Origin of the sequence: Mucilaginibacter sp. PAMC 26640 (assembly GCA_001596135.1) — a bacterium.
GTDB lineage: Bacteria > Bacteroidota > Bacteroidia > Sphingobacteriales > Sphingobacteriaceae > Mucilaginibacter.
This window is the reverse complement of record CP014773.1, coordinates 1,178,060-1,199,412: the sequence shown is the minus strand read 5'-3', so window position 1 is coordinate 1,199,412 and position 21,353 is coordinate 1,178,060. Positions and strand designations below refer to the sequence as shown.

Genomic DNA, 21,353 nt, shown 5'->3' with positions numbered 1-21,353 from the left:
ATCCCTTATTGCTGCTGTTGTTGCTGCTGCTGAATTATTTCCATGTACCGTTCATAACTGTTTCTCGACACCGTTTTTTCTTCGGCTTTTGGAAATGTTGAAACGATAAATATATCTTTTTCTGCGGGTAAATGGCTGTCTTCATAACCAACGGATACTTTCACTTCCAGGATATGGCGGGCCGAACCTTTATACACCCCTTTAACCGGGGAACAGTCGCTAAAGTTGCGGCCAACTGCCAGGCGTACGTGCATTTCGTTGGCAACACAATTATTGGTGGGGTCTAATCCAAGCCAGCCGTAACCTGGTAAATACGCCTCTGCCCAGGCATGGGTAGCACCTTCGCCACGCATACCATCGCGGTTAGGGCAAATATAGCCGCTTACATAGCGCGCCGGGATGCCAACCAAACGCAACATCACCATTAAAATATGGGCAAAATCCTGGCATACACCGGCTTTAAGCCCCCAGATCTCATCAAGTGTAGTTTCTACTGTTGTTACCCCTTTTATGTATTCAAAGTTCCGATATACATACTCGGTAAATTTTAGGGCAGCCTGGTAGGGGGTATCATTGGTTTTACGCTCACCCTCCACTATGGGGAACAATTCACTCAGCCCTTCAAAATACTCTTGTTTCAAAAAATCTATATAGGGCACAATGTATTTAATGCTGTATAACTCATCCCATTGGGTAAGGGCATCTACTGCATCTGTTGGCAGCGGGCGGTGATGGGTGTTTACGGATACCTGGGAATTGATCACTAAAAGATTATGCGGTTCGCTATAGGTAAAGCTACCCACTTCATTGCCATAGTAGTCAATGTAGGTATCAACTTGCGGGTGGCCGGTAATAACCAGGTCGTGTTTTAAAACATCCTGATAAATGTCAACAATAGGGAACAAAATGATCTTGTTGGCGCTATCACGTACAAAGTTATCGTAAGAATATTTAGTAACGTGCTGGATCTTAAATTCGGGCATAAGAAATCAATTAGGGGTGTAATTCTTTAATCAGGAATTTGCAAAGTAGTATTCATTTAGCGAATTGCCAATTTTATACAAATCATCTTTTATCAGGGTTAAAAACTGGTGGAGGCCCTGGTTGGTGATGCTTTTTACAGAACTGTATTTAATGCTGCTTTGCAACTTGCCTATCTGAAACGAAATCTCCCGGTAATCGTTCACATTGCTGTTGTTTTTCAGCCTGTCGAAATACCGCTGAATGTTATTCACCGAATAGATCACCGACCGCGGGAAATCATTGTTGAGGATGATCTGCTCTATAACATTCTGGGCTTCCAGCCCGTCGCGGTAAGTTTTAAGATACAGTTCGTACCCGCCTATAGATAGCAATAAGTGCTTCCAGTAAGTAATATCGGTAAGCAAGGTTGGGTTGCTGTCGGTAGGCTTATATTTGATATCCAGGATATCGATAGATTGGATAGAACGTTCAAGATACTTGCCTATATTCATAAAACTCCGGCCCTGGCCACGTTCCATGGTAATTTCTGCAGTACCATAGTAAAGCATCACCTGCTTAATGATTACATCCAGTACGGTTATAGGGTCTTCTTTTTGCAGGCGTTCGTCCAGTTTAGGGTCTTTAACGGTATGGTAATACTCGTTTAAACACTGCCAGAGGTCTTTAGGTATGTGCTCCTGCACGCTTCGCGCATTTTCACGTGCGAAGGTGATAATGTTGAGGATAGAGTTCTGATTGCTTTTGTCGGTTACCATGTACCTCAGTACCGCGCGACTATCATTACCCAGTCTCGCTTCCAGTTCTTCATCCAGTCCCGAAAAAATCCGGATCACGGGAGTCCATGTAAAGCCTTCGGAAGAATCCTGGGACGAGTTATAGTTGATCTTAAGCATTCTTAAGATCCCGTCACTCCGTTCGATGTACCGGCTTAACCAATAAAAACTTGCTGCTACCCTGCTTAACATATGGCCCCCCCAGCCCCCTGAAGGGGGCGCTTTGTTTCACTAACTACTTGAATAAGGAATGATAGCGTAATATTTGTAAGTATATCCTGCATTTATTTCTGGTTCAATTTTCTGGTTTAATTTTCCCTTTGTTACAGTCTTGCATCCAATTCCTGCTTCCCTATCAGGGAGCAGGGGGGCTCAGCACCCAGGTGTCCTTGCTGCCGCCACCTTGGGAGCTATTCACTACCAATGAGCCTTCGGTAAGTGCCACACGTGTTAAACCACCCGGTACAATTTCAATGCCATCGGGCCCGCACAAGGCGTAGGGGCGAAGATCTATTCTGCGTGGTTGCAGTACTCCTCCTATATAACAAGGCGCTGCTGACAGGCTGATAGTTGGCTGGGCGATAAAGTTCCTCGGATCTTTTAAGATCTCCAGCTTGTACTCATTTATTTCCTCTTCGGTAGCGGCGTGTCCCATTAACATACCATAACCACCGCTGCCATTTGTTTTTTTGACCACCATTTTATTGATGTTCTCAAAAACGTGCTCGCGCTCGTCACGATTGGAGAGGCGATGTGTTGGAACGTTCTTTAATATCGGTTCCTCATTTAGGTAGTACCGGATCATTTCCGGCACATAAATATAAGTAGCTTTATCGTCAGCAACACCATTGCCAATGGCGTTTACAATGGCCACGTTGCCTTTGCGATAAGCACCCATCAACCCGGCGACACCCAATACACTGTTAGGATTAAATACCAGCGGATCCAGGTACTCGTCATCCACCCGGCGGTAAATCACATCTACCTGCTGCAAACCTGTGGTGGTTTTCATGTAAACTTTGTGATTGTTCACTACGAGGTCTCTACCTTCTACCAGCTCAACACCCATGAGGCGGGCCAGCGTGGTATGCTCAAAATAAGCAGAGTTAAATATACCGGGGCTTAGCAGCACGATAGTAGGGTTACTGATTTGCCTTGGCGATAGCGATAACAAGTTTTTATAAAGGATGGAAGGGTATTCGGTAACGCTCCTGACGCCGCAATTCGGCAATAAATCCGGAAATAAACGTTTGGTAATCTCCCGGTTTTCGAGCATATAACTTACGCCGGATGGTGTGCGCAGGTTATCTTCCAGCACATAAAAAGTTCCGTCATGGTCACGGATCAGGTCGATTCCGGCTATGTGGACATAAACATCATAGGGCACATCCACCTGGTACATTTCGCGCAGGAAATGCGGGCAGGAGTAGATAATATCTATCGGCACAATGCCGTCTTTTACAATAAACTGGTTATGGTAAATATCTTTCAGGAAAAGGTTGAGTGCGGTTAGGCGTTGCTTAATACCTTTTTCTACGAACGCCCATTCGGCCGAAGTGATAATCCGGGGTATTATATCGAACGGAAATATCTTTTCGATACCCTCGCCGCTATTGTAAACGGTGAAGGTAATGCCCTGCGTCATGAACAAACGCCTGGCCAGCTCTTCTTTCCTATTCAAGTCGTCCGGCGATTCTTTCGCCAAATATGCTATTACCTTCTGATAATGATCGCGGACTATGCTGTTTTGATTGTACATTTCGTCCCATACGCCGTTGATGACGTTATATTTTTCAAAATGCTGCGATTTGTACATAAAACCCTCCTTTATTCCCTAAAATACCGACCAGTGCTCTTCGAAAATTAATTATATCCGATAAATACATCAAAGGCCTAATAATTTTGGTAAATTATAAAATAGTTGGGGGAAATGATATAGGTTTTATATTTTTTTGAAATAAAAGTGCGTTTCGTTATTTTTTTGGAAGATGATTTGGGATTAATTGCTAAATCTGATGATTTACATTCGATAAAACGTTTGTTCAATAAATTCAAGCAGCGATAATAGGCCTAAATAAATAAAAGGCCTCTACGCATTAACGTAAAGGCCCTCCATCATAAGGTTTAACTATTCTATTTACGGCGTTTTTCCCAGCCTTTTGATATAAACGCAAGCAGTATGTTTAGCCGTACCTTGTTATAAATAGCAGTATTGCTGGTGCTGCTCACCACAATAGCCCCGCCCGTACGGGTTGCGTTAGCTAACTCTGCTGAAGAAATACTGCTTAATAATCTGTTTAAGTGTAAGCCTAAATGTGCAGAGATATTATTGGTGCCATCTACGGTTACGTTTTCGGCCTCTACTTTAATTACAGCGGCATCATTGTAATCAAATTCAATCGGTACTAAAACACCGCCTGGAGTTGTGAACGTACCGTTCAACTTCAATGGTATATCGTTGCCTGCCGATTGTTGAAGCACCGCCTTAATTTCTATTTCTTTATAGGTGCCCGTATCGATTTTCGCAGCTATCGTTGCTGGTGTGAGCGCAAACAAATCAACAGTTAAGTTTTTAGTGATAATTTCCGCTTGCACACCGTTCTTCTTCGCTTCCAATTTAAAGGTGCTAATGTTAGCAACGCCGGCCGTCCAAACTAAATTGTTAGCAATAGCCGCAGTTCCAAAACTTTGAACTACAGGCGAATTTACGGCGGCAACAACAGTACCCGGATTATCCGATGAAACATCAAATGCAACTTCTGAACTGGTTGCGGTTGCAGAGGTGCTGTCTTTTTTGCAGGAAAGAGCGGTGCAGCTAATTGCAATTGCAAAAAGGCTGATTTTAAGGGCTGATTTTCTCATTGTTTTATTTGCAGGGGTTTATCATTACCAATGGATACGGATTCTTTACAAAAAGGTTACCTGTATTGGTTTTGGAACTCCTTTAAATAATAACATGCTAAAAATCCGGTGCAAATTCAATCACAGAATCCCGTTAATTTATTTGAATTTGTTTTAGATCTCATTTAAATATTTGTGTACAAAACTTATGGCCATGGATCCTTCACCCACAGCGGAAGCTACCCTGTTCATCGCTCCGGCCCGTACATCCCCAGCAGCAAAAATGCCGGGTATACTGGTTTCCAGCAGGTACGGGTCGCGGTTGGCTTTCCACATTTTACCAAAATCCTGGCAATTATTTAAATCCCGACCGGTTTCTACAAAGCCTTTATCATTTTTTATCACATCCTTGCCCAGCCACTCGGTAAATGGTTTGGCGCCAATAAAAATGTAAAGCGCATCTGCGTCTTTAGCGCTAACCTCGCCATTATCTAAATTTTTAATCATTAGCTGTTGGAGACGGTTCTCGCCCATGGCTTCGGTAATTTCGCTGCAAGGAAGTAAGGTTATATTAGCTACCCCGGCTATCTGGTCTATCAGGTAGGATGACATGGTAGCTGCAAGGCTTTCTTTCCGGATTAAAATATACACCTGCTTTGCAAACTTAGAAAGGTACATTGCTCCCTGGCCCGCAGAATTACCGCCACCCACAATGTATACTGTAGCGTCTTTGCAGGATGCGGCTTCGGTCATGGCAGCACCGTAATAAATGCCTGCGCCGGTAAATTTTTCTACGCCCGGGGTGGTGAGCTGCCGGTAGTCAACGCCCGTAGTGATCACTACAGATTTGGTTACTACTTCGCTGCCATCATCCATTACAACGGTTTTGTAATTGTCTTTCAGTTTGATTTCTTTAACCGATTTTGGCGTTAAAAAATCGGTACCAAAACGGGTGGATTGGGTAATGGCTCTTCTGGTCAGGTCTGCCCCGCTTAAACCCGCAGGAAAGCCCAGGTAATTTTCAATTCTTGAACTGGTACCCGCCTGGCCGCCCGGCGATTTCCGTTCTATCAGCAAAGTTTTTAGCCCTTCGGATGCGCCGTAAACAGAGGCCGCCAGCCCGGCAGGACCGGCACCAATGATCACTACATCATATAGTTCATTCTTTACAGACTGGCTCAGCCCAATCTTTGTAGCAATATCGGTTACTGTTGGTGTTTTCAGCAAAGTTCCATCAGCAAAAATTATGGCGGGCAGGTCTTTCGCATCCAAAGTGTTTAGTTGCGACAGCTTTTTGGCCTCATCAGAATTGGCATCCAACCACATATAGGGTACCAGGTAGCCAGATAAAAATTCTTTGATATCGTGTGATTTGGGCGAAAACTGGTAGCCGATCACTTTTATTCCTTTAAAATCCGGCCTGTAGTTACCCTGCCAGTCTTCCAGCAAATCTGTTAAAATAGGGTAAAGCTTTTCTTCAGGCGGGTCCCATGGCTTGGTTAAGTAATAATCCAGTTTAACCTCGTTAATGGCTTTGATAGCCGCATCCGTATCAGCATAAGCGGTTAACAATACCCTTTTGGCATTGGGGAAAAAGCCGGTGGTTTTGCACAGAAAATCTACCCCTTCCATTTCGGGCATCCGCTGGTCTGATAAAAACAAGGCCACAATCTCGCCCTTATTCTTTAGATCCAGAAGGCTTTCCAAAGCCTCGTTGGCCGAGTCTGTACTCAGGATGCGATAGTTTTCGCGGTAGTGATTTTTCAGGTCCCGGCTTATTGCCCGCAGCACCTGCTGATCATCGTCTATAACAAATATGATGGGTAGGCTCATTGTTGTTCTTAAGTTTTAATTATCGTTTATAGGGAAGCACACCGTAAATTCTGTAACGCCTGGTACCGAATTCACTTTTACGGTGCCATTATGCTGGCGAATAATGCGCGTTACCACATCCAGCCCTAGCCCGGTTCCTTTGCCCATATCTTTTGTAGTAAAAAACGGGTCGAAGACCTGCGATTGTATTTCCTGTGGGATGCCCGGGCCATTATCTTTTATATATACACAAACAAAAGGTCCATCCTGCTGCGTACGAATCTCCAGTTCGCCGCCGCCATTTGTTTCCATCGCATCAATAGCATTGTCAATAATGTTGGTCCAAACCTGGTTCAGTTCGCCGGCCATTGCTTTTACCTGCGGCAGGCTGGTGTCAAATTTTTCAACATACTTAATGTTATTTTTTTTTAGCTTGTAGTTAAGCATGGTTAATGTGTTGCGAATGCCGGCATGGATATCCAGCAATTGCTTGTCGGTATCCCTATCCATATGGGTAAAGGTTTTAACCGAACTCACCAGCTCAGAAATTCGCTGCGATGATTCCCTTATGTCCGAGATCATCTTCTCTTCCAGCAGGTAATTGTTCATCCACTCCAAAACTACATTCAGCTGCGGCATAGGCGTGCAGTTGTTCATATGTTCCAAATCATCCGGCGTAAAGCCAAATTCGGTGAAGTTTTCGGCTATATCAAAATCTTTGATGCCGTGTTCGCCCAGCCAATCGGCTAAAGCATCTTCCTGGTCGGCTCGCTGCATCATGGTTAATGCCGGCCGGTCGGTTTGCTGGGTTTTACTAATGAGGATCTGATTAATGGTGTCTATTTTTTCGGGTGCGATGCTGAGTGCCGCTACATCTTTAAATATTACGGGCAGCCTTTGTACCTGGCTTTGCAGGGATGATGCGCCACGAACAATGGCCGATGCCGGGTTGTTAAGTTCATGCGCCAGCCCGGCCGACAATTTACCCAGGGCAAACATCTTTTCGTTTTGCTGCTGCAGCGAAGTGAAATCGCGGATGCGGCTGGTCATGGTGTGAACCAGCGCTTCGGTAAGTTCGTAATGAAGTTGAGTGCCTTCTTTTATCTTACTGGCAGGAACCCGGAAGATGCGCGCCTTTTTAACACATTCGCCGAAACCTGGAGTGTTTTTTGCACGCGAAAACGGAAGATAACCCGTAATACCTTGCTCTTTCATTACGGCAAGCTCACGTAGTTTGCCGTTTTGTAAAACGCACATCCGGATGCGTCCTTCCAAAATAATGCTCGTTTTATCAATAGGCTCACCTACATCAAACATCCGTTCGCCCTGTTGCAGCTCCATCATTTCACCGGCTTCCATTAGCCATTGCAGCTGGTTATCGGGTACTTCACTTAGTACAGGGATGGCTTTTAGCTCTTCTAATCTTATTTCGGTCATGATTCCGGGATATATATTCCGCTTATGGACCAACCTTAATCAAGCGGGGTACATTTTTGAGGCCGGATAAAATTACTACAAATAGCAGTTATTATAAGCCAACAACTTATATTCACCTAAAATAGTTTGCTGTGGATAACTTAGGCTTGATTTTGGCAAATTACCATAATCAGCAGGCATGATGTCTTATTTGCCCCTGTATACAGTCGCGTTGGCACCCCGGTTATTTTTTCAAGTAACGTTAACTTTGGTTAGGATATAAATTGTAGCATTATGCAAAAGATCACCCCGTTTTTATGGTTCAATGGTAATGTAGGCGAAGCGATAGATTTTTATACATCAGTATTCAAAAATTCCGCTATAAAGAATGTAAACCGCCTTCCGGACGATTTGACCGGCAGGGGAAAAGTGCTAACCGCAACTTTCGAACTGGAGGGTATTGAGTTTATGATATTGGATGGCGGCGATTATTACAAATTAAACCCCGCCGTTTCGTTTTTTGTAAAATGTAAAGACCAGGCCGAAGTTGATGAACTTTGGGATAAACTTGGTGCAGAGGGCCAACCAATGCGATGCGGGTGGATCACCGATAAATTTGGCGTATCCTGGCAGATCATTCCTGATGCATTGGGCAAATTAATGGGAGATGCTGATCCTGAAAAGGCACAGCGCGTAATGCACGCCATGATGAAAATGGTAAAAATAGAGGTAGCCGGTTTGGAAGCTGCCTATAACAATGATTAACATGCGGGCAGTCCCCAAAGATGTTGAAGAATATTTTTCCTGGTTTCCACAGCAAACGCAGGATGCAATGAGTTTGGTTAAGGCAACTATTTTAAATGCTATTCCTGATGCAAAAGAGAGCATAAGTTATGCAATGCCAACTTATAGATACAGGGGTTTGCTGGCGCATTTTGCAGCGTATGATAAACATATCGGCTTTTATCCCGGTGCATTGGCTGTTGAAGTTTTTGCCAAAGATATTGCCGGCTTTAAAAGTGCAAAAGGCTCTATTCAATTCCCGTTAAATCAACCCATGCCCCTGGATCTTATCAAGCGGATAATAGCTTTCCGGTTGAAAGAAAATACTAGTGCGGTTAAAATAACAAGTAAATAAGTAAGGGAGCTACCCCGTAGATCGTGTATTTTAATTCACTTACAGATAGCTGAAACAAGCAGTCTTTGAGGCTGCCTTTTCAGGTTTAATGGTATTTTCATAAGCGTCTATTCCTAAAGCCGCTATGGTTATGAAATAATCTCTGCTTCTCAAGGCATAAGCTAAAACAAATCAGGCTCAAATCCTTTCTTAATAAAATTGTTTTACGATGCCTAAGTGGTTAAAAATATCATTGAAGATCCTCGGAGCGCTACTGCTGCTTTTAATCCTGATAATAGTTGGGGTATCTGTTTATATAGCCAATAATAAAAAAGAAGTGCTTGCTAAGGTTACCCAAAAGCTAAATGAAAATATTGATGGCACGCTTTCCGTTAGTGATATCAATACATCATTTTTTTCAAACTTTCCGGATGCTTCTTTGAAGCTGAAAAATGTAGTGATCCGCGACAGGCAATTCCCACGCCACAAGCACACTTTACTGAATGCAAAAGATTTTGATGTATCGGTTAATGCCGGTGCATTACTCCATGGCGTAGTCAGCATAAATAATGTAAGTATTCACAATGCAGCGATCGATTTGTATACCGATAGTACAGGTTATAGTAATACAGCTGTTTTCAAGAAAAACAAAAAAGACACGGTTAAAGCGCATGCCGGCGAAAACAGTAATTCGTCGACCCAGTTGAAAAAGTTCGGATTAAATAATGTTAGCTTCACCATCAATAACCAAAAAGCCAATAAACTTTTCAACTTTCAGGTGAATGACTTAGAGGGGAAAATGACTTACCCCGATACTGGCTGGCATGCCTCGGTACATTTGGATGTGCTGGCAAAAAGCCTCGCATTTAATACTAAAAAGGGTAGTTTTATCAAGGATAGGCGAGTTGTGAGCGATTTGGAAGGCGGGTATAATGAGGCGAGTGGTAAAATTAATGTTCACTCTGACGCCTTTAAAATAGGTGACGATTCTTTTGGAATGAATACCTTATTTGTAACCGGTAAAGGTGCAGATAGCTTTACCTTTCATTTTACAAATGACAAACTCCAATGGCGAAGTGCCTCATCCTTGCTGGCGGCCAATATATCCAAAACACTGAATAGATTTAATATCGAAAAACCTATTAAGGTGGATGCCCTGATATCTGGTAGTTTTGGTGGCGGCGATCCGTATTTCCGGGTTAGCAGCGAAATTAAAGACAACAGGGTTACGGTTCCCGGGGCTATCATAGATGACTGTAATTTTAACGCGTTGTTTACCAATGAGAATGTTAAAGGAAAGGGCTTAACTGATGAAAACTCAGTGATCCGGTTGACGAAGTTCAGCGGTACCTACAGCGATCTGCCATTTAATATCGATAGCGGAAGCATCACGAATCTCGCGGTTCCTATTGCTACCGGTAACTTCCGTGCTAATTTTCCGGTATCAAAATTAAATACGGTAGGCAGCGGCGTTGCGCAACTTAGCAACGGTACGGTTGATATGAACCTGCAATACAAGGCAGACGTAATCAATTTAAAATTGAACAAACCGGTGGTAAAAGGCGCCATCAATTTAAAAAACGCTAATATTAAATACATCCCGCGTAATCTTAATTTAACCAATACTTCTATCTCAATGTTATTCGTTGGTAATGATCTGCTACTTAAAAATATCCGCCTGCAAAGCGGCAAAAGCATTGTGAGGATGGAAGGCCAGGTAAAAAACTTTTTGAACCTGTACTATAGTGCGCCGGAAAAAATTCTGATCAATTGGCAGGTGACAAGTCCGCAAATTTATTTAGCAGAATTCATTGGCTTTTTGGGCGCAACCAAGCCGTCTGCCCCAACATTCAAAACGGCCAACAGCGGCAATGTAGTCAATCAGTTAGCAAAAGTTTTAAATACGGCTAAAGCAGATATGCACATGCGGATTAACGAATTACATTACCGGAAATTTTTGGCAACCGATGTGAATGCCGATCTGCTGATGTCGGAGGATGGTATCAGGATAAACGGTGTAAGCCTTAAAAATGCGGGAGGCTCTTTAAAATTAACCGGCAACCTGGTTCAAAAAGGTAACCTGAACGATTTTATCATGGCTACAGATGTTAATAATGTGGATATTCGCTCATTTTTTGAATCCTTTGATAATTTTGGACTGAAAGATTTAACGAGCCAGAATTTAAGAGGCTTTTTATCGGCTAAGACCAGTACCACGGGATCTATTACCAATACCGGCGATGTGGTGAAACACTCTATCAGAGGTAAAGTAAAAATAGATCTGAGAAATGGTGCACTGATTAATTACGGTGCGATCAAGAGTGTTGGTAAATTTGTATTCCCTTTCCGCGATTTGAATAATATACAACTGAAACCACTGCAGGGAGATTTTGACATTAAGGGTGATAAGATCGTTATTAACCCGATGGAGATTAGTTCAAGTGTGCTTAACGTTGATGTTGCCGGTATATACGGGCTAACCAGCGGTACAGACATTGCACTGGATATACCGCTAAGAAACCCCGAAAAAGATAAAGAGATCACCGATGCCGCCGAATTGTCAAAAAGGCGTTTTAAAGGGATTGTGGTACACATTCGCGCGCATGAAGAAAATGGTAAATTGAAAATAGGCTGGAATGGAAACCATAAATAATTCTAACTGGCTAATATTCGTATAACTGCGGGGACTGTAGTCACGGCCTTGGCTACTTCCACTTCATATTAAACCTTTTTCTCCAATAACTCTCTGATATAGTATGAATGTTACTAAACTATAAGGTTATGAAAAAGATAATTTTTGCACTAAGTTTAATAATATGTGTATTCGCCGTTAATTTTAACGCACAGGCACAAAGGAGAATTAGTCCGCAGGCTAAGGGTGCTATTATAGGTGGTGCTGGTGGTGCTTTATTGGGCGGCATTTTAGGGCACAATGTTCAGGGTGCCTTAATTGGTGCAGCTATTGGTGCAGGCGGCGGCTATATTGTTGGTAACGAGCATCAGCGCGCAGTACAAAAGCGTGCTAACATTTATCAGAACGGTTACGCTGCAGCTTACAGGAACTCAAATTACCGTTCATCCGGTAACTATGAAACAAGCTATCGTCACAGGTACAAAAAAGCGCGGTACAGCCGCAGCTACTACAGAGACTAAATTTATACTACTGTTTACATCAGGACGGCTCCAAAGTTTTTACTTAGGGGCCGTTACTTTTTTTGACCTTTTTATTGCTTAAAATAAACAATGGGCGAAGCGATGCAATTGGCGTTTGGCGGGCAGGTAAAATAGAGCTGCAGTTGGCTGTTGTTTACCGCTATCGTATACTCCTCCGTTACCGGGGTGCTGGTTTTGGTTAATTCAGCTTCCGTACCGTAGCTATCATTAGCGTTCGCATAAGCTATAGCGGCATATAAAGTTAGCGCTTTACCAATCAGTTTGTATTTACCTGTGGTTTTAAAGCTATAGCCAAGTATTTTACCGGTTGTAGCATCTGTAGTGAATGTGGTGGACTGATAGGTCATGTCGCTTTTGAACTCAAACGTTGACAGGTTGCCCGTGGAAGATTTGGACCAGTTGCCAACCAGGGATGCAACGGCCGGGGCGGAGTCCTTACTACAGGCATAAAGCGTAATACTTAATATAACGGCAAGTATGCCGGATAAAAAATGCGGTTTATAGGTTGGTTTCATGATCATTATTACGAACAACCAAGCTCCAATGCTACACGCTTAATTAAAAATGCCGGATAATTTTGTCTATCCGGCATTTTTATAAGTTGCTATCTGGCTCCTGGAGGGCAATGCTCTCTTAAATAATCGGTATAAAGTGTACGAAGATGCATACCTGTGCCCGGCCCTTCGGAAATTCCGTGGGTACGGTTAGGATATAGCATCAACTGAAACTGCTTATTGTTTTTAACCAGCTCATTTATCAATTGCTCGGCATTGGTATAGTGCACATTGTCATCGCCTGTGCCGTGAATGTACAACAGGTTACCCCTTAAGTTTTTGGCGTAAGTAACAGGCGATCCCTTTGTAAATACCGCTCTGCTTGCATCATCTACCGGTACGCCGGTATAACGTTCCTGGTAAATATTGTCGTACGTTAACTGGTTGCCTACTGCTGCAACAGAAATCCCGGTTTTGAAGATCTCCGGGTATTGAAACATCAGGTTTAAGGTTGATGAGCCACCACCGCTCCAGCCCCAAACAGCTACCCGGGATGAATCCAGGTACGCGTGTTGTTTTAGCATTTGTTTGGTACCCATTGCCAAATCGCGGATATTAAGTGTGCCAATGCCTTTGTAAATAGATTTGCGCCACTCGCGGCCTTTAGGCACCGGTGTGCCCCGGTTATCTATCGACATGTAGATGTACCCATCTTTAGCCATATCGCCGGTGTAAAGAAAGTTGTTGGTAACGCCAAATTCATCTTTTACATTTTGGCCCCACGGCTCTCCATACACATACAACACAACCGGGTATTTTTTAGTTGGATCAAAATTGTCTGGCTTTTGCATCCAGCCGTCCATTTCCACGCCTTCTTCAGTTTTTACCTTGAAAAATTCAACATTTGATTTTTCTTTGGCGCCAGCGGAAGCGATCACAGCCTTAGCAGCTTTTTCAGAACCGTCGAACGTTTTATGCTCCGGCAGGGAAACTACCTCATTTGCACCTTCGGTATAGTAATTAGTGAAAGCATGGGTAGCTGCCTTCCCATTTGGTGATACATCATATTCGTGTGTTCCGGGCTGGCTCATTGGTGTTAAGCGTTCGGCTTTGCCGCTTCCATCCAGTTTGGTGCGGTACAAATATTTTTGCGTAGCATTTGTTGGCGATGCAGAAAAATAAACATAGCCCGAAGCCTCATCAATAGCGTTGATCTGCATTACATCATAGTTACCGCTGGTGATCAGCTTTTGCTTTTTGCCATCGCGGCTAATACGGTACAAATGTCTCCAGCCATCCTTTTCGGTAGCCCATAAAAACTCTTTGCCTTTATTAAACCAGTCCCAGCCACCGTAATAGTAGTGGGCTTCCCATTCGGGTAATATATCCAGCCAGGCAGCATCTTCCTCGTGGTAAATGCTTGTTGCTTTACCTGTAGCAACATTACAAAGCATTACATCCGTTTGATTTTGCGCGCGGTTTAAATGCTGAATGATGAGGTCTGTATTATTTGCGGCCCACTCCATACGCGGAACGTAGGATTGCAATACCGGATCAGTTGGGATATCCATCCATTTGGTTGCACCGCCCTCGGCGCTAACTACTCCAATTTTAAAAGGAGAAGGCGGTTCACCGGCGATTGGGTACTCTACCGGTTTTACAAACGGATAAATGGAATCCGTTGTGTTCAGCATTAAATAGTTTTTGGTTTTGCTGGCATCAATTTGCCAATAAGCCAGTTGCTTGCCATCCGGGCTCCAGCGGAAACCATCACGGCAAAAGAATTCTTCCTCGTAGGCCCAGTCGAAAGTGCCGTTGATTAGCTTGGTAGTGCCATCAGCGGTTAATTGCTTAAGCGCATGATCAGCCAAAGTTTCTACATAAATATTATGCTCACTTACATAGCCAACTTTGGTAGCATCGGGAGAAAACTTGGCAAACATCAAAGATGATTCGGGCAGATTGCCGCCAAGTTTACTTAATTTTTTGGTAGAGAAATCGTAAACGTAATAGTCTCCGCGGGTTGCGTAGCGCCAAACTCTTTTGGCGTTGGTATAGATCAGCACTTTCTGCCCATCCTCCGACAGATAAAAATTTCTTGGCATGATAGCTTTTTGACCGGGAATGGTCAGCATTTCTTTGCTTACTAACACCGTTTTTTTAGCAGCATCGCGGGCATCCAATACCACAATTTCACCGCTCATCGCTTTGTAGTACTGATAACCATCTTTGGCCCAATGGGTAGATGGTATTTGTGCAAAAGCAGGGTTCTGCGCAAGCAGGAGTAATAATAGCATAAGGGCAGGTACGCCCCAACGATAAATTTTCATAAAAAAATCTTTAATTAATTGTTTGCCCGGCTTTATTTGTAATTAAATAATGCCTTGATAAATTTTGCGTTAAATTAGCATTTTAATGCCTTTTAATTACACCGCCTCCGTATGAAAAAAACGTTTCTGCTGTTTCTCAGCTTTTTTACATGGTTAACCGTTAATGCTCAGAATATTGACAGAAGCAAGTTCATCAAAGATAGCCTGGAGAATTATATTAATCGCGCTTTAACTAATTGGCGCATTCCAGGCGCGGCTGTTTGTGTTGTAAAAGACGGCAAGACCGTGTTGATGAAAGGTTACGGCATAAAAGAACTTGGCCTGATGAATAAGGTGGATGAAAACACTTTGTTTATGATAGGCAGCAATACCAAAGCATTTACCGCAACAGCGCTTGCCATGCTGCAGGCTGATAAAAAGCTTTCGCTGGATGAAAAGGTGACCAAATACATACCGGAATTTAAGCTTGATGACAAACCTGCAGGCGATATAGCTATTATAAAAGATCTGCTTTGTCACCGTTTAGGGTTCCGCACATTTCAGGGCGACTTTACTTTTTATAACACCAACCTCAGCCGTTACCAGGTGATAGATAAGTTGGGCAAACTTAAAGCTACTTACCCTTTCCGAACTACCTGGGGCTACACTAATGCTGCTTTTTTAACAGCGGGTGAGATCATCCCCCGCGTAATTGGCAAGCAGTGGGAAACTTATCTAAAAGAAAGCATTTTCGCCCCGCTGGGGATGGGCAATACGCTGGCATTGACCGCCGACATGCCAAAAGCCATTAATCGTTCGGTGGCACATACACTGATAGATGGCAGACTAAGCGCTATTCCTTATTGCAATATCGACGGACTTGCACCCGCAGGATCAATCAGTTCATCAGCCAATGATATGGGCAAATGGGTAATGGCCCTGCTAAATGACGGTAAAGTGGGCAACCGCCAGGTGATCCCCGCCGCAGCAATCCAGGCTACACGCCAGCCACAGGATATTATGCGCAGCGTAAAACACTTAAACGGCGAAACCAATTACGAACTTTACGGATTGGGCTGGATGATACAGGATTACAGCAACCATCGCCTTATTATGCATGATGGTGGCGTTAATGGTTTCCTGTCATCGGTTACGCTGGTGCCGCAGGATAAGCTGGGCATTGTGATACTAACCAATACCGACCAAAATGAATTTTTTGATGCCCTGCGCTGGGAGATATTGGATGCTTACTTTAAAGACAAATTCCGAAATTACAGCGATGTGTATCTCACCCAGTTTAGAGCCAATGCTATCCAGCAATTAGCCGCCGACCGCAAGCTGCGCGACACGGTAGCTACCATGCCGAAACCAAAACTGTCTTTAAATGATTATACCGGCAAATATTTAAACGATTTTTATGGCAACATGACCATCAGTGCCGGAGAAAATAATAATCTGGAGATGCGTTTTGAACACCATCCAAAAATGTACGCCAAATTGCAGCCACTTGGCGGCAATCGTTTTTACGTTACCTTCAGCGATCCTACCTTTGGCAAGGCTGTGTTCCCGTTCTATGTAACTAACAACAAGGTAACGGGTGTTAGGGTAAAAGTGGCCGACTTTGTAGAGTACAATTTTTATGATTTTAGGAAGGTGGATTGATTCTAGAGATCACAAATACTCAGCAAGGCTTATCCGCAATATCTCCACCAGCTCGGGATCGTTAAACTGGTAAAGGTCATCAATATCAAGCACGGTAAGTACCCGGCCATTCAGCCGGAAGTTTTGCTTAACCATTTCGCGGTGCCGGTTTTCCATAACGAAGATTTCGTCTGCCCAGTCGATCATTTTTTGATTTAGCCGGACCCTTGCTTTGTCGCTTGTCCCGGCCGAACGCGCCCGGTGCAGCGAGTGGTTTTTAAAAAGGAGTTCGGCAGTAGGGCTGCGCCATTGGTTTTTACTGCAGATGAAGAGTAGGTTGGGCAAAATCTTATTGTTTATCGGGTTCCATGTTTTTTTTTCTTGTTTTATCCTGTTCCAGCCTTGCCTGGTGAGTACAGGAAGCGTATCCTTTTCATGATCCCATATGGAAATGTATTGTTTCGACATAGCCCTGCTTGAGGTTACTCGTTTGCCAGATACGTTTTAGCCCAGCCATAAGAAACTGTTTAGCTTTTTCAAAATCTGGGCCCGGTGGAATGAATGGTTCGGGGGAAAGGGATTTCATTGGTGGGTGTTTTATAGGGAGATTAATTTATAAATGCTTTTAGAATAAATACTATCCCTGTGACTAAAGATATAATTGTCCACATCCAAAATTGGATATATTGCGGTAATAACTGGCCATTCCAATTTGTTTCCACAGACGCAGGTCTACTCTTTCTAATGTCGAAAACATGAATAAGCCAATTGTAAAAAAAGCTATCCCGGTAATATGATACGTAAAATCCATTTTTCATTCAAGACTTACTTCCCTTTCGCCCCATTCATATAATCCAGTGTCAAATTACATAACGCTTTTACACCCAATGCAAAGCCGCTTTCATCCAGGTAAAAATCGGGCGTGTGGTGCGATGGTGCGGTTAGTGCGTTCCCGCCTTTTGGCATCCCGCCTAAAAAGAAAAATATGCCGGGTACCTTCTGCTCAAAAAAGCTAAAGTCTTCTGCGCCGGTAACAGGTGGTTTTAACAATACATTTTCTTTTCCGGCAGTGGCTTCCAGCGTTGGTAGCATTTTAGCGGTAAGGGCCGGGTCGTTATAGGTAACCGGGTACTGGTTACTGAAAGGGATCATTACCTCGGCTGTTGCGCCATAAGCTTCTGCTGTTTTAATAGCGATGCGGCGCACATTATCGGTAACCAGTTTCTGGTCGGCTTCCGTAAAATAGCGTAAGGTGCCTTGCATTTTCACGCTTTCAGGTATGATGTTAAAACGCGTGCCGCCCTGTATCAGCCCAACCGTAACTACGGCAGGGTTTTCCGTAACGTTTACATTCCGGCTAACTATACTTTGTAAACTGCTGATGATTTGTGCCGATACCACAACCGGATCAACACTGCTCCATGGGTAAGCGCCATGGGCCGAGCGGCCCTTCACCGTGATCTGCATATCGCTTACGCCTGCCATGGTGCCTCCGGGGCGGTAAACAATTTTACCCACTTCGGTTTGTGAATTGATATGCAGGCCAAAGATCACGTCAACCTTTGGGTTTTCTAATACGCCTTGTTTGACCATTTCTTCCGCGCCGCCTTTTTCACCAAGCGGGGCACCTTCCTCGGCCGGTTGAAATATGAATTTAACGGTACCGTGCAGGTCGTTTTTCATGGATGATAACACCTCTGCCACAGCCATCAGTATAGCCATGTGCGAATCGTGCCCGCAGGCATGCATTACCCCAACTTCTTGCCCACCGTATTGGGTTTTTACTTTTGATGCAAAGGGTAAGGGCACCCGCTCGATAACCGGCAAAGCGTCCATGTCGGCGCGAAGGGCTACAACCGGGCCTGGTTTGCCGCCTTTAAGTACGCCTACAACGCCTGTAGTTGCTACCCCTGTTTGCACAACTATCCCGAGCGACTGCAAATGTTTGGCTATGATACCGCTGGTTCGGATTTCACGGTTGCCCAACTCGGGGTGTTCATGAAAATCGCGTCGCCAGTTTACAATTTTATCCTGCAAAGCATCGGCTTTTTTGGAGATTACCGCTTTGGTTTGCCCCGAAGCAGCTAAACTGGCAATCGTAAATGCAAAGAGTAAAAGTCTTTTCATATTGGGAAGGTTGGATTTTCCCTAAATATAAAAATTTGCACTTAAAAACATAAAAAGTAGTTCATGACAAACTAAACGAAAAAGAGGCGCACTGTATAATGGTGCGCCTCTTTTATAATAATTGATTAAATATTGATTAGGTAAAACTCAACAGATCAATAGTAAATATCAATACTGAATTTGCGGGAATGGATGCACCCGGCGATGATGTACCATAAGCCAAACCCGATGGGATAATAAGCAAAATACGGCCTCCTGCCTGCACATGCGGAACGCCATATTGCCAGCCCTTTATAAGACTTGTTAATGAATACTTAGAAATTGAGCCCGCATCGAACTGGCTGCCGCTAAGTAATTTGCCTGAATAATTAACGCTAACGGTTGATGTAGCCGTTGGGAAATTGCCTGTGCCCGCAGTAATAACCTGGTAATAAACACCGGAAGCATCTTTGGTAGCTGTAATGCTCGGATTTGCTGCCAGGTAAGCCTGGATAGCTTTATCATCGATAGCGGCTTGCTCTGATGCATTGACCGTTTTTTCTTTTTTACATGCCGAAAATCCAATGATCACCAGGCTGAGTACTAATAAAATTCTTTTCATATAAAGGTAAACGGGCATTTTTAGCTTTGTGATACAGTTGTTTTGATTTTTAATTCATTCAGTTGGGCATCAGCGATGGTTGATGGCGAATCGATCATGACATCGCGGCCCGAGTTATTCTTAGGGAAAGCGATCACATCACGGATCGAATCAAGGCCTGCAAAAATGGAGGTCAACCTGTCGAAACCGAAGGCTATACCACCGTGCGGAGGTGCGCCGTATTCAAAGGCATCCATTAAAAAGCCAAATTGTTTTTGCGCTTCTTCTGCAGAAAAGCCCAGGTGTTTAAACATCAGGGATTGTAGTGCACGGTCGTGGATCCGAATAGAGCCGCCGCCAATTTCTGTTCCGTTGATCACCAAATCATAAGCGTTGGCGCGTACATTTTTAGGGTCGGTATCCAGCATTGCTATATCCTCCGGCTTTGGCGAGGTAAATGGGTGGTGCATAGCATGGTAACGCTCTGTTTCTTCGTCCCACTCTAAAAGCGGAAAATCCAGCACCCAAAGCGGAGCAAACTTATTTTTATCGCGCAGGCCTAATCTGCCGCCAATTTCAAGGCGCAGTTCGTTCAGTTGCTTGCGTACTTTGTCGGTGGAGCCGGCAAGGATCAGGATCAAATCACCTTTTTCTGTACCGAAAGCAGCGCTCCATTTAGCCAGTTCCTCTTCGTTATAGAACTTATCTACCGATGATTTGATGGTGCCATCTTCATTATGGCGTGCATAGATCAAACCGGTAGCGCCAATTTGAGGGCGTTTCATCCACTCGGTAAGTTCATCAATTTGTTTGCGGGTATAGCCGGCGCAGCCTTTGGCATTAATGCCTACAACCAGTTCCGCATTATCAAAAATGCTGAAGTTTTTGCCTTTTACCATATCGTTCAGTTCAACAAACTCCATCCCAAAACGGGTATCGGGTTTATCAGAACCATATAAACGCATCGCGTCAGCATATTGCATACGCGGAAAATCACCCAGTTCCAATCCTTTTACGTTGCGGAATAAATGTCGCGTAAGGCCCTCGAATATATTCAGGATATCCTCCTGCGTGATGAAAGACATTTCGCAGTCTATCTGGGTAAACTCCGGCTGGCGGTCGGCACGCAGATCCTCATCCCGAAAGCATTTCACAATTTGAAAGTAACGGTCGAACCCGCTTACCATCAGCAATTGTTTAAAAGTTTGCGGCGATTGCGGCAACGCGTAAAACTCTCCCGGGTTCATGCGGCTTGGCACCACAAAATCACGTGCACCTTCCGGGGTAGATTTGATCAGCACCGGGGTTTCCACTTCAATAAAATCCAGGTCAGATAAATATCTTCGGATCTCCTGTGCCATTTTATGGCGCAAAACCAGGTTATTCCGGATAGGATTACGGCGCAGATCCAGGTAGCGGTATTTGGCACGTAACTCTTCGCCACCGTCCGTTTCATCCTCTATTAAAAACGGAGGAATTTTGGCGGCGTTTAATATTTCCAGTTCGGTAACGGTAATTTCTACTTCACCGGTTGGGATTTTTGTGTTTTTGTTAGAACGTTCCACTACCTTGCCGGTAACTTTAATAACAAACTCGCGCCCTAACTGGCGGCCTGCTTCGCGCAGGTCGGCATCAGTGTCTGTATTTAAAACTAATTGGGTTAAGCCGTATCGGTCGCGTACATCAATAAAAGTGGTACCGCCCAAATCGCGTGATTTTTGCACCCATCCGCAAAGGGTAACTGTTTCCCCTAAATTGCTGATATTTAATTGCCCGCAGGTGTGTGTTCTAAGCATAATTCCTTTTTAAAAAGTTTGCAAAAGTACATTTTTTTGAGATATGAGATGTGAGATTTGAGTATTGAGAAAGAAGAAGTTTAGAGAAACCCGCAGGAATACGCTAAAAAGCGCATTTTCTCACATCTCATATCTTAAATCTCACATCTAATTCTATCTTTGCAGCATAATTCTCAAGGGGTGCCTTGCTTTGGTGTACTAAAAATAATCTGCAGGTTATTTTACCAAACTGAAAGACAGGCTGAGATCAAACCCATGATCCCCCGACCCCTAAAGGGGAGCAAAAAAA

At 43.8% G+C, this 21,353-nt stretch carries 17 protein-coding genes; 5 read left to right on the top strand and 12 right to left on the bottom strand.

Annotated elements, in window-relative coordinates:
* Nucleotides 1-5: 5 nt before the first annotated feature.
* The 6 genes from A0256_05100 to A0256_05075 form a co-directional block, all read right to left on the bottom strand.
* A complete protein-coding gene (locus A0256_05100; protein AMR30843.1) occupies nucleotides 6-983 on the bottom strand; it encodes a transglutaminase in 978 nt (325 codons plus the stop codon).
* A gap of 30 nt (nucleotides 984-1,013) precedes the next feature.
* Nucleotides 1,014-1,949: a hypothetical protein gene (locus A0256_05095; GenBank protein AMR30842.1), complete on the bottom strand. Its 936-nt coding sequence runs from the start codon at nucleotides 1,947-1,949 to the stop codon at nucleotides 1,014-1,016.
* A gap of 163 nt (nucleotides 1,950-2,112) precedes the next feature.
* Entirely contained in the window at nucleotides 2,113-3,573 is a 1,461-nt protein-coding gene (locus A0256_05090) for a hypothetical protein (protein ID AMR30841.1), read from the bottom strand.
* Between the two features lie 317 nt (nucleotides 3,574-3,890).
* Nucleotides 3,891-4,619, bottom strand: coding sequence for a hypothetical protein (locus A0256_05085; GenBank protein AMR30840.1), 729 nt, complete (start codon nucleotides 4,617-4,619; stop codon nucleotides 3,891-3,893).
* Nucleotides 4,620-4,772: 153 nt separating this feature from the next.
* Nucleotides 4,773-6,431: a fused response regulator/thioredoxin-disulfide reductase gene (locus A0256_05080; GenBank protein ID AMR30839.1), complete on the bottom strand. Its 1,659-nt coding sequence runs from the start codon at nucleotides 6,429-6,431 to the stop codon at nucleotides 4,773-4,775.
* A 15-nt stretch (nucleotides 6,432-6,446) separates the two neighbouring features.
* On the bottom strand, nucleotides 6,447-7,847 hold the full coding sequence (locus tag A0256_05075; GenBank protein ID AMR30838.1) for a cyclic nucleotide-binding protein: 1,401 nt from the start codon (nucleotides 7,845-7,847) through the stop codon (nucleotides 6,447-6,449).
* Between the two features lie 273 nt (nucleotides 7,848-8,120).
* On the opposite strand from A0256_05075, the gene A0256_05070 reads away from it, so the two are divergent.
* The 4 genes from A0256_05070 to A0256_05055 all read left to right on the top strand — a co-directional run bounded on the left by A0256_05070 (nucleotide 8,121) and on the right by A0256_05055 (nucleotide 12,096).
* Nucleotides 8,121-8,591: a hypothetical protein gene (locus A0256_05070; GenBank protein AMR30837.1), complete on the top strand. Its 471-nt coding sequence runs from the start codon at nucleotides 8,121-8,123 to the stop codon at nucleotides 8,589-8,591.
* Nucleotide 8,592: 1 nt separating this feature from the next.
* Nucleotides 8,593-8,964: a hypothetical protein gene (locus tag A0256_05065; protein ID AMR34433.1), complete on the top strand. Its 372-nt coding sequence runs from the start codon at nucleotides 8,593-8,595 to the stop codon at nucleotides 8,962-8,964.
* A gap of 208 nt (nucleotides 8,965-9,172) precedes the next feature.
* Nucleotides 9,173-11,596 (top strand): AsmA family protein, encoded by a 2,424-nt coding sequence (locus A0256_05060; GenBank protein AMR30836.1) that lies wholly within the window; start codon nucleotides 9,173-9,175, stop codon nucleotides 11,594-11,596.
* A 107-nt stretch (nucleotides 11,597-11,703) separates the two neighbouring features.
* Complete coding sequence (locus A0256_05055; protein AMR30835.1) at nucleotides 11,704-12,096, top strand: hypothetical protein; 393 nt, start codon at nucleotides 11,704-11,706, stop codon at nucleotides 12,094-12,096.
* A 71-nt stretch (nucleotides 12,097-12,167) separates the two neighbouring features.
* Here A0256_05055 and A0256_05050 read toward each other — a convergent pair whose 3' ends face one another.
* Complete coding sequence (locus tag A0256_05050) at nucleotides 12,168-12,638, bottom strand: hypothetical protein (GenBank protein AMR30834.1); 471 nt, start codon at nucleotides 12,636-12,638, stop codon at nucleotides 12,168-12,170.
* Nucleotides 12,639-12,721: 83 nt separating this feature from the next.
* Complete coding sequence (locus A0256_05045; GenBank protein AMR34432.1) at nucleotides 12,722-14,908, bottom strand: peptidase S9; 2,187 nt, start codon at nucleotides 14,906-14,908, stop codon at nucleotides 12,722-12,724.
* A 144-nt stretch (nucleotides 14,909-15,052) separates the two neighbouring features.
* On the opposite strand from A0256_05045, the gene A0256_05040 reads away from it, so the two are divergent.
* Entirely contained in the window at nucleotides 15,053-16,582 is a 1,530-nt protein-coding gene (locus A0256_05040; protein AMR30833.1) for a hypothetical protein, read from the top strand.
* A 9-nt stretch (nucleotides 16,583-16,591) separates the two neighbouring features.
* Here A0256_05040 and A0256_05035 read toward each other — a convergent pair whose 3' ends face one another.
* The 4 genes from A0256_05035 to A0256_05020 all read right to left on the bottom strand — a co-directional run bounded on the left by A0256_05035 (nucleotide 16,592) and on the right by A0256_05020 (nucleotide 21,064).
* Nucleotides 16,592-16,906: a protein tyrosine phosphatase gene (locus tag A0256_05035; protein AMR34431.1), complete on the bottom strand. Its 315-nt coding sequence runs from the start codon at nucleotides 16,904-16,906 to the stop codon at nucleotides 16,592-16,594.
* A gap of 480 nt (nucleotides 16,907-17,386) precedes the next feature.
* Complete coding sequence (locus A0256_05030) at nucleotides 17,387-18,688, bottom strand: N-acyl-L-amino acid amidohydrolase (GenBank protein ID AMR30832.1); 1,302 nt, start codon at nucleotides 18,686-18,688, stop codon at nucleotides 17,387-17,389.
* 136 nt (nucleotides 18,689-18,824) lie between these two features.
* Nucleotides 18,825-19,307, bottom strand: coding sequence for a hypothetical protein (locus A0256_05025; protein ID AMR30831.1), 483 nt, complete (start codon nucleotides 19,305-19,307; stop codon nucleotides 18,825-18,827).
* Between the two features lie 2 nt (nucleotides 19,308-19,309).
* A complete protein-coding gene (locus A0256_05020; protein AMR30830.1) occupies nucleotides 19,310-21,064 on the bottom strand; it encodes an aspartate--tRNA ligase in 1,755 nt (584 codons plus the stop codon).
* Nucleotides 21,065-21,353 lie beyond the last annotated feature (289 nt).

Bases quoted from the DNA above. Each gene is read 5' to 3' on its own strand.
- A0256_05030 (AMR30832.1), bottom strand. From the start codon at position 18,688: ATGAAAAGACTTTTACTCTTTGCATTTACGATTGCCAGTTTAGCTGCT.
- A0256_05060 (AMR30836.1), top strand. From the start codon at position 9,173: ATGCCTAAGTGGTTAAAAATATCATTGAAGATCCTCGGAGCGCTACTG.
- A0256_05050 (AMR30834.1), bottom strand. From the start codon at position 12,638: ATGATCATGAAACCAACCTATAAACCGCATTTTTTATCCGGCATACTT.
- A0256_05080 (AMR30839.1), bottom strand. From the start codon at position 6,431: ATGAGCCTACCCATCATATTTGTTATAGACGATGATCAGCAGGTGCTG.
- A0256_05040 (AMR30833.1), top strand. From the start codon at position 15,053: ATGAAAAAAACGTTTCTGCTGTTTCTCAGCTTTTTTACATGGTTAACC.
- A0256_05075 (AMR30838.1), bottom strand. From the start codon at position 7,847: ATGACCGAAATAAGATTAGAAGAGCTAAAAGCCATCCCTGTACTAAGT.
- A0256_05100 (AMR30843.1), bottom strand. From the start codon at position 983: ATGCCCGAATTTAAGATCCAGCACGTTACTAAATATTCTTACGATAAC.
- A0256_05055 (AMR30835.1), top strand. From the start codon at position 11,704: ATGTTACTAAACTATAAGGTTATGAAAAAGATAATTTTTGCACTAAGT.
- A0256_05090 (AMR30841.1), bottom strand. From the start codon at position 3,573: ATGTACAAATCGCAGCATTTTGAAAAATATAACGTCATCAACGGCGTA.
- A0256_05065 (AMR34433.1), top strand. From the start codon at position 8,593: ATGCGGGCAGTCCCCAAAGATGTTGAAGAATATTTTTCCTGGTTTCCA.
- A0256_05085 (AMR30840.1), bottom strand. From the start codon at position 4,619: ATGAGAAAATCAGCCCTTAAAATCAGCCTTTTTGCAATTGCAATTAGC.
- A0256_05095 (AMR30842.1), bottom strand. From the start codon at position 1,949: ATGTTAAGCAGGGTAGCAGCAAGTTTTTATTGGTTAAGCCGGTACATC.
- A0256_05025 (AMR30831.1), bottom strand. From the start codon at position 19,307: ATGCCCGTTTACCTTTATATGAAAAGAATTTTATTAGTACTCAGCCTG.
- A0256_05070 (AMR30837.1), top strand. From the start codon at position 8,121: ATGCAAAAGATCACCCCGTTTTTATGGTTCAATGGTAATGTAGGCGAA.
- A0256_05020 (AMR30830.1), bottom strand. From the start codon at position 21,064: ATGCTTAGAACACACACCTGCGGGCAATTAAATATCAGCAATTTAGGG.
- A0256_05045 (AMR34432.1), bottom strand. From the start codon at position 14,908: ATGCTATTATTACTCCTGCTTGCGCAGAACCCTGCTTTTGCACAAATA.